Here is an 11326-nt window from a genome sequence, read left to right as displayed (position 1 = left end):
GGCGATCAGTCGCTGGGGCCGGCCACCGCGAGACTGGTGAGCAGTCGTTCCAGCGTGACGGCTCCGGTGAGCCGGCCACTGCGGTCGACGACTGCGATGAGCGGGCTGCGTTTGTTGGCCATCACCGTCGCGACCTCCAGCAGCGTCGCGTCGGGAGCCACGGTCGCCGGTTTGGCGACCGGGGTGGGCAGGCAGTCACCGACGGTGAGCTTGCCCGGCCCGTGCCAGAAGAGGTCGGCGTGGATCTCGTCCACCGTGCGGACCAGCGCCGGGTCGTCTCGGTAGGACTCGGGAATCGTCAGCCGGAGCACCTGCGTTCCCGGCAGCACCGCGACGGGCCGGTCGTCGTCGTCGACCACGACCAGGCCGGGCAACCGGTTGACGACCATCAACTGCACGGCTTTGGACACGGGGTCGTCGATACGCACGGTCGGCGGGTGGACGGCGATCTCGTGAGCTTGCATGTCCTGGTTCCCTTGGGCAGGGGCGGTGATTGTCATCGTCCTCGTTCTCCGATCAGTTCGGGACGGCTGTGCAGAATCTCGGCAGCGCGCCGGTCGATGCGCATCGCGGCTACCTCCAAAACAGGTGCAGCCAGTGTGTGAGCCCGACGGGTCAGGGACCATCGGGGCTGACACCCATTCCGCGGGGGCTGTTGCCTGTATGGACAAACGCCGTCGTCGCAGGCCACGCTGGTGTGGTGAAACCGGCGCGCACCCCGGCGGCCGCGCTGTTCCGGCGGGTGTTCCTGATCAACGGCCTGATCTTCACGCTGGGCACATTGATCTTGGCGCTGTCGCCGGCGAGCGTGAGTTCACGGATAAAACTCACCGAAATCCCAGTTTTGGTCGTGGGTTTGGCGATTATCTTGACGGCGAACGCGTTGCTTCTGCGATCTAGTCTTGCCCCACTGGATCGGCTCGCCGCTTCCATGCGGCGAGTCGATCCGCCCAAGCGCAGCGACCGGGTCGACGACCGCGGCACGGGCGACCTGCACCACCTCATCGCGTCGTTCAACACCATGCTGGACCGGCTCGAGACGGAGCGCACCACCGCGAGCGCGTCGGCGCTGGCCGCGCAGGAGAACGAACGTCAGCGCATCGCGCGGGAACTGCACGACGAGATCGGCCAGACGTTGACCGTCGCATTGCTGACCCTCAAGCGTGCCGTCGACCGGGCGCCGGATTCGATCCGCGGCGAGTTGGCCGACGCCCAGGAGATCGTGCGTGCGAGCCTCGACGAGGTGCGCGGCATCGCCCGCCGGTTGCGGCCCGACGCCCTGGAGGATCTCGGCCTGCACAGTGCGCTCAACGCGCTCTGCACCGACTTCGCGCAAGCCTCCGGTATCGCAGTGGTGAAACACATTGCACCGCAACTAGATCGGCTGAAGCCGGATATCGAGTTGGTGTGCTACCGGATCGCGCAGGAGAGCCTGACGAACGTCGCACGGCACGCCGGTGCCCGCAAGGTGTGGTTGGACCTGCACACGTCGGCGAACGAACTCACGCTGCGGATCGCCGACGACGGTCGTGGCGGCGTCGCGGTGGAAGGGGCAGGCATCAACGGCATGCGGGAACGGGCGCTGCTCGTGAACGCCGAGCTCGCGATCACCTCACCCGAGGGCGGCGGCACCGAGGTGCGCCTGGTCATCCCGCTGCGGGGTGGCTGAATGTCGGCAAAGATCCTGCTCGCGGATGACCACGCGCTCGTCCGCGCCGGGCTGCGGATGATCATCGACGCCGAACCCGATCTGCACGTCGTCGCCGAGGCGGCCGACGGGTATGAGGCGTTGTCGGCGCTGGACCGGACGCCCGCAGACCTGGCGATCCTCGACATCGCGATGCCGAGGATGACCGGTCTGCAGGCCGCGCGTGAGATCAACCGGTCGCATCCGCACGTGCGCATCCTCATCCTGTCGATGTACGACAACGAGCAGTATTTCTTCGAGGCACTCAAAGCGGGCGCCTCGGGTTACGTGTTGAAATCAGTGGCCGACCGGGACCTGTTGGAGGCGTGCCGGGCGACGCTGCGCGGTGAACCGTTCCTGTATGCGGGCGCCATCACGGCGCTGATCCGCGACTACCTGCACCGGGCGCGGCAGGGCGGGGAGATGCCCGACAACATCCTGACGCCACGCGAGGAAGAGGTGCTCAAGCTCATCGCCGAGGGCTATTCGACACGCGAGATCGCCGCGACGCTGACCATCAGCGCGAAAACCGTCGACCGGCACCGCACCAACATTCTGTCGAAGTTGGGCCTGCGGGACCGATTGGCGTTGACCCGCTACGCGATTCGGGCGGGTTTGATCGAGCCGTGAGTCCAGATCGGAATGGCATGGGAGGCAACACCGATGCCCCAGCCCATGATCGGCCAGACCGGCCAGAAGTACCAGCCGCCACCGCCGAGGCCGACGGCGAGCCAGATGCCGATCATCAGCACCGAGACCGCGAGATAGATGCCGGCGTGGATGCGGACGCTCAGGCGCGCGGCTCTGAGTTTGGCTTCGCGGCGGCGCGGGTCGTTGCGGCGCAGTTGCGCGACGGGCAGATCGGCCAGGAGCTGCTGTAGTTCGCCGGTGGTCTGAGCGTGGAAGGCGGCGTCCAGTCGGACCTCGTACTCGGCCATCGTCAGGTAGCCCTGCGTGAGTGCTTGACCCAGTGCGTTGGCGGTCTTCTCACGTTCGGGATCGCCGACGCGAGTGGTTTCAACGGTGGCAGGCATCTCGACTCCCTTTAACTAGGCAGTGACAAGTTCACTATCGCACCCGAACTTGTCACCGTCAAGATCCGATTGTCGTGACCTCTTGTTCCGCGAGTTCACGCAGCGTGAGCAGCTGTTTGCGCATCATCACGAGGTCGCCGACGGCAAGTGCCCAGCCGATCGGTCGGGGCCCGTCGAACAGCACGCGAACGTGCAGGCGGCTTCCGGCGTCGACCGCACGCAGCGCATACGTGACGGTGACCCGGCCTGCTCGCAGGGTGATGTGCTGATCGGCGGCGAACGAATGCAGCTCGAACGTGCCCATGAACCGCTGGCCGGCCGCGAGCCGGGTCAGTTCCGGATTGCGCGTGCGCGGACTGCGGCGGCCGAAGTTGTCGAGCAGGTCGTAGCTGTAGGGCGCGGCCCGTAGTTGGCACAACCAGGCGAACACGATGGGTCCAGGCGCGTGAATGGTGATCGCCCGGTCCGCGCGGGTGCGCGCGGTGGGGGCGAGCGCGTCGCACGGCAGGGCGGCGGTCCGCTCATCCGCTGTCGCGCCCCAGTTCATGATCACGCCATCACCTCCGGGCGTGGACGCAGCTGTCCCGCAATGCGATTGAGTGTCCAGTGCACCGCTACGCGATGGCCGCCCGAGCTGATCACCAGCGCGCGGTAGACCTTGCCGTGCAAACCCGGAAATGCCGCCCAGGTCTGCGAGCGCACGCGGGTGCGGTGCGGGCCGAGGGTGTCGAGTTCGAACACCCACTTGTAGACCGAGAACAGATGGCGCCCCTTCAGCGCGAGACGCTCGCGCGGGCGGCATTCGCCGATCGTGAAGCCGTACGGCGGACGGGGATCGGCCGGGTCATTGCACAACGTGCGGAGGACGGCGGCCCATGTCGTGGCGACGTCGGCCTCGACGGTTATGGCATGCTCATCGATATAGGATAATCGCTCCATATAGAAGGACCGTACTAGATCGTGGCACCTCCGCGGAAGCATGAAACCGATGTGATCCTCGACGCGGCGCGCGCGCTGGTACTCGCCGACGGCCCGCGTGCCGCGAGCGTCGCGGCGATCGCCAAGGTCAGCGGCGCCCCGGCGGGAACGCTGTACCACCGATTCGGCAATCGCAACGGAATCCTGACGGCCGCCTGGCTGCGGTCGCTCGAGCGGTTCCAGTCGCGGGCCATGGCAGGCGCATCGGAGCCTGCGCTGGAATCGGCGGTGTCCATGGCGGTCGCCGCCGTGCGGTTCGCCCGCGACGTGCCCGACGATGCGCGGCTGTTGCTCACCATCCGGCCCGCCGATCTGCTCGACGGCGAACCCGACGCCGACTTCCAGACCAGGCTCGCGGCGATGAACGCGCCGCTCATCGAGCGGTTACGCGAGCTGGCCCGGGGCATATACGGCGACGACGGGCCGCGGACCATGGACGCCATGGCGCGCGCGGTCGTCGACCTGCCGTATGCCGTCGTGCGCAGGCACGCTCACGACGCCGAACTGCCGGCCTGGTTGGAAGAGGATCTGGCCGACGCGGTCCGTAAGCTCTTGAGCGTGAACACAATCGTCACCGCAAGCCGTGAGATCGCCGCCCCGGCCGGCGCCATCTTCGAGTTGATCGCCGATCCGGCGCAGCAGCCGCGCTGGGACGGCAACGACAACCTGGCCGAGGCGCCCGCCGGGCAGCGTGTACATGCGGTCGGCGACGTCTTCACCATGAACATCACGCAGGGCAGCGCGCGAGAGAACCATGTCGTGGAATTCGAGGAGGGCCGCCGGATCGCCTGGCGCCCATCCGAACCGGGCGCTCAGCCGCCGGGGCATCTGTGGCGTTGGGAGCTCGCACCGCTCGACGCCGGGCGCACCTTGGTCACCCACACCTACGACTGGTCGCAGTTGACCGATGAGAAGCGCCTCGTGCGGGCTCGCGCCACCACGGCTGAGAAATTGCAGAGCTCGATCGACCGGCTGGCCGCGATAGCAGAGGGACGTTGACTGTCGCGCGAGTGAAAACCGCGTCGAGGCCGACGAAATGGTCGATTCACCAACGATTTCTCGACCAATTCGTCGGTTTGGGCGGAAGAACCTAGCGCCCGGCCGCGAACTCCCGCAGTGAATCCACCTGTACGGGATCCAGCGACGGGCGGACGGTTTCGCGGGCCTTCGCGACATCGGCCGCGGTGACGTCGGCCGCGTCGATCGAGCGGCGCATGGCCGTCAAGGCCGCTTCGCGCAACAGTGCCACGCAATCGGCGGCGCTGTAGCCGTCCAGTTCACCGGCCAGGGTGTCGAGGTCGACGTCGTCGGCCAGCGGGATGGATTTGCCTGCCGTGCGCAGGATCTCGCGGCGAGCCTCGGCGTCGGGCGGCTCGACGAACACCAGGCGTTCCAGCCGGCCGGGTCGCAGTAGCGCCGGGTCGATGAGGTCGGGCCGGTTGGTGGCGCCGAGGACGACGACGTCGCGCAGCGGTTCGATGCCGTCGAGCTCGGTCAGCAGCGCGGCCACCACGCGATCGGTCACCCCGGAGTCGAAACTCTGCCCGCGCCGGGGCGCCAGCGCGTCGATCTCGTCGAGGAACACCAGCGACGGCGCCGAATCCCGGGCCCGCCCAAACAGTTCGCGGACGGCCTTCTCCGACGAGCCGACCCATTTGTCCATCAGCTCAGCGCCTTTGACCGCATGCACCGAGAGCCGGCCCGAACTGGCCAAGGCCCGCACGACAAAGGTCTTGCCGCAGCCGGGCGGGCCGTACAACAGCACGCCGCGGGGCGGCTGTATGCCCAGCCGGGCGAACGTGTCGGGGTGCTGCAGCGGCCAGAGCACGGCCTCAGTGAGCGCTTGCTTGGTCTCCACCATGTCACCGACATCGTCGAGCGTTACCGAACCGACCGAGACCTCTTCGGAAGCCGAACGCGACAGCGGCCGGATGACTGTGAGGGCTCCGGTCAGATCCTCCTGACGCAGCACCGGGTCGGCACCGTCGGCGCTGGCCCGCGCGGCGGCCCGAAGCGCGCCTTCACGAACCACCGCACACAGGTCGGCGACCACGAATCCAGGTGTGCGGTCGGCGATTTCGTCGAGATTCAGATCGGCGGTCGGGACGTCGCGCAGCAGCACCTCCAGCAGCGCCTTGCGCGTCGCGCCGTCGGGCAGGCTCAACCCGAGTTCGCGGTCGCACAGGTCGGGGTTGCGCAGCCGGGGGTCGACCCCCTCCGGCACCGCGGAGGTCGCGATGAACGCGACGCCGGGAGTCGCGACCGCATCACGCAGCTCGGCGAGGATCAGCGTCGCGACCGGATCGGGCTGGCGATCGCCGGCACCGGCAGGCAGCAACGCGTCGACATCGGTGATCAGCAGCACGCCGCCACCGTTCTTGACGGTCTGCACGGCGGCCGACACCTTGCCGAGGCGATCCTCGACATGCAGTGCGCCGACTTCGGGACCGTCGAGCTCGACGAGGCGGCGCGACGCGCACACCGCGCGCACCATCGTGGCCTTGCCGACTCCGGCCGGGCCGGAGACCAGGACGCCGAGACTGGCTGTCGCACCGAGGGTTTTGAGCAGTTCAGGTTCGTCCAGGGAGAGCTTGAGCCATTCGGTGAGCTTGCCCGCCTGGGTGTGCATGCCCTTGAGGTCGTCGAAGCTGACGGCGGGTTCGTCGCGCGTGGCGCTGACCGTGTGCTGAGTGCCCGGCACCGGTTCGGCCGGTTCGACGCCCGAACCCCACGACACCACCGAATTGGGTTGCACGCTCACCGGCCCGGCGGGATCGACCCCGGTCACGGTCAGCAACTCCGACGTCCACGTGATGCCCACCGACGACGCCAGTGCACTGGTCGCAGCAGAGGTCGACGTTCCCGGGCCGAGATCGCGCGGCAGCAGCGATACGGTGTCGCCGACCGTCATGACCTTGCCGAGCAGCGCCTGGCGCAGGGTGGCCGACGAGATCGAATCGGTGGCCAGCCTCGACCCCGACACGGTGACGGCGCGGGCGCCGTACACCGTCACCGGCGCGACGATCACCGTGGCGTTCTCGCGCAATCCCGCGTTGGACAACGTGACATCGTCGAGCAGGGCCGTGCCGGCCGGTGTGCCGGCGGATGCGATGCCGACGACCGCGGCCGTGGTGCGCGAGCCGGTCAGCGACACCGCGTCCCATTCCCGGATGCCGAGTGCGGCAAGAACTTCGGGGTGCAGCCGGACGACGCCACGGCGCGAGTCGAGCGCGGAGGTGTTGAGCCGGGCGGTCAATCTCAGGTGGCTCAGGGCCACGTCGCCGCCGGCGTCTTCCATCTGCGTCACGTCAGCGACCCGGCTTGCGCAGTCCAAGGCGGGCTACCGAACGCCGGTGCGGTTGCGCGCGGCGGATCGCGCGGCGCGCGGCGCGGCGCTGGCGCGGCTGCTCATCCCAGGATTCCGGATGGTTGGCCACCCAGTGCTTCGTGCGGACCGCGAACGGTATGTGGATCACGTAGGCCACGATGATCACCATGATCACGATGTAGCCGTAGAACACCGAGGCCGCGACGCCGATGGCCACCAGAACCAGCAACGGAGCGACCATGTTCGGCGGCACCGCGAACGTATGGATCTTGCGCATCGGGATTCGGCTGACCACCAAGAGCGATACGCCGATCATCCAGAGCGAGACCGCCCATTCCGAGGTCCACCAGCCGTCGCCGAACTGCATCTTGGCCGCCAGTGGTCCGATCGCCCCGATCGCACCGGCCGGTGCCGGCATACCGACGAAGTATTCCTTCTCGTACGCGGGCTGATCCACGTCGAGCAGCGCGTTGAACCGGGCCAACCGCAACACGATGCACACCGCGTAGAGCAGCACCACGATCCAGCCGACCCGCGATTGCGACAGCAAAGTCCCGTAGATGATGAATGCCGGTGCCACACCGAAATTCACCGCGTCGGCCAGCGAGTCGATCTCCTCGCCCATCTTGGACGTGGCCTTGAGCATGCGGGCCACGCGGCCGTCGAGCGCATCGAGGATCGCCGCGATCGCGAGGAACGCCATGGCTTCCGTCGGGCGGTCGTCGAGCGCCATCTTCACCGCGGTCAGTCCGAGGCAGATGGCGGCGACCGTCATCGCGCTCGGCAGCATCCGCACCGTGAAGGACGGGGGCCGGATCCGCGCTTTGATCATGACAACCCCGCGCTCACGCCAACTCCGCCAGCACGGTTTCGCCGGCGAGCGCCCGCTGGCCCCGCGAGACCATCAGCCGCGAACCGGCGGGCAGGTAAGTGTCGAGGCGCGAGCCGTACCGGATGAGTCCGTAGGTCTGGCCGATGTCGAGCTTGTCGCCGACGTGCGCGTCGCACACGATGCGGCGCGCGACGAGCCCGGCGATCTGCACCGCGATCACGTGCACGCCTTCCGGGGTGCGGATGACGACGCTGTTGCGCTCGTTGTCCTCGCTGGCCGCCTCCAACTCGGCCGAGTGGAACCGGCCGGGCCGATGTTGGACGGCGACCACCTCACCGCCGATCGGGGCACGCTGCACGTGCGCGTCGAGCACCGACAGGAAGATGCTGACCCGCTGCATGGGCGTGTCGGGCAGCCCCAGTTCGGCGGGCGGGACGGCGTCCTGGATGAGGCACACCAGGCCGTCGGCCGGCGCCACCACCACACCCGGGCGGGTCGGTGGCACGCGCGGCGGGTGCCGGAAGAACGCGGCGTTGGCGCCCGCGGCGAGCAGGCCCGCGCGTCGCACCCAGCGGCGGTTACGGCCGAGGGCGGCGACGGCGAGGCTCGCGCCGACGAAGGGCAGGCCCGCGGAATGCATCGGCGGAATGCTGGAGCGCACCAGCGCCGCGAGGCGTTCTGGACCGGATTGGAGGTCGGGGCGTCTGGCCATCGGCTGGATTCTACGTGCGTGCCGGGTCGGATTCGCTAGCTCAGGTCCCACACCGCGACGGGCGACCCGGCCGCCAGTTCGGTGACGTCCTCGTCAATCTCCAGCAGACAGTTCGCCGACGCCAACCACCGCAGATGATGTGAGGCAGGTGGGCCGTAGCTAGTCACGGTATCGCCGGACAGCACACCGCGGCGGAACTGCCGTTTACCGCGCGGCGAGGTCAGGTTCTCGGTCAGCACCGCGGTACGCCGCGGCCGGCCCGGCCCCCGGTGTCCCATCGCGGCCCGCAACGGTTCCCGGACAAACACCTCGAAGGACACGAGCGCACTCACCGGGTTGCCGGGCAACGTCACGATCGGGACGCCGTCGACCATGCCCGACCCTTGCGGCATGCCGGGCTGCATCGCGACCTTGACGAACTCGACCTGATCGGCCAGTGAATCCTTGACCACCTCATAGGCGCCCGCACTCACACCGCCGGTGGTGATGATCAGATCGGCGTCGCGGGCATGCTCGGCCAGGATGGCGCGGAACGTGTCCACGTCGTCACCCGACATCGGCGCGGCCAGCACCTCCGCCCCGGCGTCGCGGATCGCCGCCGACAGCATCACCGCATTCGACTCGTAGATCTGCCCCGGCTGCAGCGGCGAACCGGGCGCCACCAGCTCGGTGCCGGTCGACATCACGAGTACGCGTTGGCGCGGAAGCACGGTCAGCTCCGCCAGCCCGAGTGCGGCGGCCAGCCCCAGCGCCGCCGGGGTGACGACCTGGCCGGTGTGCAGCACGGCGGTGCCCGCCGTGACGTCCTCGCCGGCCCGCCGGATGTGCTGGCCGGGCTTGGCCGCCGCGCGGATGGCCACGGTGTCGGTGGCTGCGTCGGTGGCCTCGACCGGTACCACCGCGGTGGCCCCCGTCGGTAGTGGTGCACCCGTCATGATCCGGTGCGCGGTACCGGGTTTCAGCGTCAACGGGTCCGTGCGGCCGGCCGGGATGTCCTCGGCGACCGGCAATCGCACCGGGGCTTCTGGGGTCGCACTTGCCACATCCTCGGCGACGACGGCATAGCCGTCCATCGCGGAGTTGTCGAAGCCGGGAAGCGACAACGGCGCGACGACATCGGCGGCCAACACGAGGCTCAGGGTGTCGGATAGTGGCAACTGTTGTGGCGCACGGGCTTTGATCAGCCCGGCCACGACGGTCTGGTGTTCTTCGACGGTCCGCATGGCTACACCGGGTACGTGACGCCGGTCAGTTCCTCCGAGACCGACCACAGCCGCCGCTGGAGGTCCGAATCATGGGACTGAATACTGGAATTCACGAGTTTGGGATAGCCGCGCAATTCGCGGAAGCCATCCGGGCCGTAATACTGGCCGCCCCGCACGCCGGGCTCGGTCGCCGCCCGCAGCGTGGCGAGTGCACCCATCGCGGGGCTGTTGGTCACCAGGCCCGCCAGCTGACTGAACCCGGGCAGTGTCGAACCGGGGATGTGGCGCATCAGTTCGGTGTTCGAGATGCCCGGGTGGGCGGCCACCGCGATCGTCGGTTTGCCGGCCGCGGCGAGGCGGCGCTGCAACTCGTAGGTGAACAGCAGGTTCGACAGTTTGGACTGCCCGTAGGCGGCGACGCGGTTATAACCGCGTTCCCACTGCAGATCGTCGAAGTGGATCTTGGCCTGGATGCGGTGGGCGATGCTGGCGACCGCCACGACGCGTGACCCCTCGACCGGCAGCAGATGATCGAGGAGCAGCCCGGTGAGCGTGAACGGTCCGAGGTGATTGGTGCCGAACTGGAGCTCGAAGCCGTCGACCGTGGTCTGCTTGGGCGGGTACATCACGCCGGCGTTGTTGATCAACAGGTCGATGCGCGGGTAGGCGCTCCGCAGTTCATCGGCTGCGGTGCGGACCGAATCGAGCGAGCCCACGTCGAGCGCCTGCAATCTCAGGTCGGCCTTCGGTGCGGCCGCACGCATGCGATCGACGGCTTCGCGGCCTTTGTCCAGGTTGCGCACCGCGATGACCACGTGCGCACCCTTGGCGGCCAGTGCCCGGGCGGTCTCATAACCCAGCCCGGTGTTGGATCCGGTGACGATGGCGATCCGGCCGGTTTGATCGGGGACGTCGGCCTCGGTCCATTTCGTGTCGGCGCTCATGGTTCGAACTCTACGGTTCGTCGGGCATGCTCGAATCATGGACGGCGGACGTGAGGAGCTTTCAGGCGGCACCGCTTCGGGATTGACCCTTCTCGATCCCGCGCATCCACCGAGCCGTAAGGCGCCGTTGGTGTGGGCGCTCGGCGCGGCCATCCCATGGGCGCTGCTGGTGCTCGCACAACTCGTGTGGGTCGTCGTCGACCGGCGGATGCTGTGGCTGCACGCACTCGCCGCGGCCGTCACGGTGCTGGGCATCGTGCTGTTCGTCGTGGTGGTCCCGATGTGGCGGTACCGCGTGCACCGCTGGGACATCAGCGTCGGCAGCGCGACGCCTGCGGTGTACACCCGCACCGGCTGGCTCGTGCAGGAGCGGCGCATCGCCCCGATCTCACGCGTGCAGACCGTCGACACCTATCGCGGTCCGCTGGACCGGCTGTTCGGTCTGGCCAACGTGACGGTGACGACGGCATCGTCGGCCGGTGCGGTCCGCATCGTCGCGCTGGATGCCGACGTCGCCGACCGCGTGGTGGCACAGCTGACCGACATCGCCGCGATCGGTGAACAGGACGCGACGTGACCGAGGTGCCTGCTGCTCAGCCGCAATGG

The 11326-nt window shown here is 68.4% G+C and carries 13 protein-coding genes and 1 pseudogene; 5 read left to right on the top strand and 9 right to left on the bottom strand.

The annotated features are described in order from the left end of the window. Positions 1–5: 5 nt before the first annotated feature. Positions 6–500, bottom strand: a complete 495-nt coding sequence (locus ACOI2T_RS31660; protein WP_234817027.1) for a CBS domain-containing protein — start codon at positions 498–500, stop codon at positions 6–8. Positions 501–700: 200 nt separating this feature from the next. On the opposite strand from ACOI2T_RS31660, the gene ACOI2T_RS31655 reads away from it, so the two are divergent. Together ACOI2T_RS31655 and ACOI2T_RS31650 are read left to right on the top strand one after the other, a co-directional pair. Then, a complete protein-coding gene (locus ACOI2T_RS31655; RefSeq protein ID WP_067849615.1) occupies positions 701–1669 on the top strand; it encodes a sensor histidine kinase in 969 nt (322 codons plus the stop codon). Next, a complete protein-coding gene (locus tag ACOI2T_RS31650; RefSeq protein WP_067849371.1) occupies positions 1670–2317 on the top strand; it encodes a response regulator in 648 nt (215 codons plus the stop codon). Here ACOI2T_RS31650 and ACOI2T_RS31645 read toward each other — a convergent pair. Genes ACOI2T_RS31645 through ACOI2T_RS31635 form a run of 3 tightly spaced genes read right to left on the bottom strand, consistent with a single transcriptional unit; the run spans position 2284 to position 3660 of the window. After that, the gene (locus tag ACOI2T_RS31645; RefSeq protein ID WP_409504416.1) at positions 2284–2721 is read right to left on the bottom strand and encodes a DUF1707 domain-containing protein; all 438 of its coding nucleotides are present in this window, start codon (positions 2719–2721) and stop codon (positions 2284–2286) included. The genes ACOI2T_RS31650 and ACOI2T_RS31645 overlap by 34 nt on opposite strands. Positions 2722–2779: 58 nt before the next feature. Continuing rightward, positions 2780–3268, bottom strand: coding sequence for a hypothetical protein (locus ACOI2T_RS31640; RefSeq protein WP_409504454.1), 489 nt, complete (start codon positions 3266–3268; stop codon positions 2780–2782). 2 nt (positions 3269–3270) lie between these two features. Continuing rightward, positions 3271–3660 (bottom strand): hypothetical protein, encoded by a 390-nt coding sequence (locus tag ACOI2T_RS31635; protein ID WP_409504417.1) that lies wholly within the window; start codon positions 3658–3660, stop codon positions 3271–3273. Between the two features lie 21 nt (positions 3661–3681). Between ACOI2T_RS31635 and ACOI2T_RS31630 the strand changes: the two are divergent. Continuing rightward, positions 3682–4257, top strand: a pseudogene (locus ACOI2T_RS31630) (TetR/AcrR family transcriptional regulator); the annotation flags it as partial. After that, positions 4252–4698: an SRPBCC family protein gene (locus tag ACOI2T_RS31625; protein ID WP_409504455.1), complete on the top strand. Its 447-nt coding sequence runs from the start codon at positions 4252–4254 to the stop codon at positions 4696–4698. The pseudogene ACOI2T_RS31630 and the gene ACOI2T_RS31625, both read left to right, overlap by 6 nt. A gap of 91 nt (positions 4699–4789) precedes the next feature. Here the strand turns inward: ACOI2T_RS31625 and ACOI2T_RS31620 are convergent, their stop codons facing one another. Genes ACOI2T_RS31620 through ACOI2T_RS31600 form a run of 5 tightly spaced genes read right to left on the bottom strand, consistent with a single transcriptional unit; the run spans position 4790 to position 10720 of the window. Further along, positions 4790–6997: an AAA family ATPase gene (locus ACOI2T_RS31620; protein ID WP_409504456.1), complete on the bottom strand. Its 2208-nt coding sequence runs from the start codon at positions 6995–6997 to the stop codon at positions 4790–4792. Between the two features lie 10 nt (positions 6998–7007). Next, a complete protein-coding gene (gene pssA / locus ACOI2T_RS31615) occupies positions 7008–7859 on the bottom strand; it encodes a CDP-diacylglycerol--serine O-phosphatidyltransferase (protein WP_085147691.1) in 852 nt (283 codons plus the stop codon). A 13-nt stretch (positions 7860–7872) separates the two neighbouring features. Next, positions 7873–8571: a phosphatidylserine decarboxylase gene (locus ACOI2T_RS31610; protein ID WP_067849356.1), complete on the bottom strand. Its 699-nt coding sequence runs from the start codon at positions 8569–8571 to the stop codon at positions 7873–7875. Positions 8572–8606: 35 nt separating this feature from the next. Beyond that, a complete protein-coding gene (moeA, locus tag ACOI2T_RS31605) occupies positions 8607–9794 on the bottom strand; it encodes a molybdopterin molybdotransferase MoeA (RefSeq protein WP_409504418.1) in 1188 nt (395 codons plus the stop codon). Between the two features lie 2 nt (positions 9795–9796). After that, complete coding sequence (locus tag ACOI2T_RS31600; RefSeq protein WP_409504419.1) at positions 9797–10720, bottom strand: SDR family NAD(P)-dependent oxidoreductase; 924 nt, start codon at positions 10718–10720, stop codon at positions 9797–9799. 37 nt (positions 10721–10757) lie between these two features. Between ACOI2T_RS31600 and ACOI2T_RS31595 the strand changes: the two genes are divergently transcribed. Next, entirely contained in the window at positions 10758–11297 is a 540-nt protein-coding gene (locus ACOI2T_RS31595) for a PH domain-containing protein (RefSeq protein WP_110775311.1), read from the top strand. The last annotated feature ends 29 nt before the right edge of the window (positions 11298–11326 follow it).

This window comes from Mycolicibacterium wolinskyi str. Jessa 2025, from assembly GCF_049241375.1.
GTDB classification, from domain to species: Bacteria; Actinomycetota; Actinomycetes; order Mycobacteriales; family Mycobacteriaceae; genus Mycobacterium; species Mycobacterium wolinskyi.
Note: the sequence above shows the minus strand (reverse complement) of the source record. Positions and strands in the feature narration are given on the sequence as shown.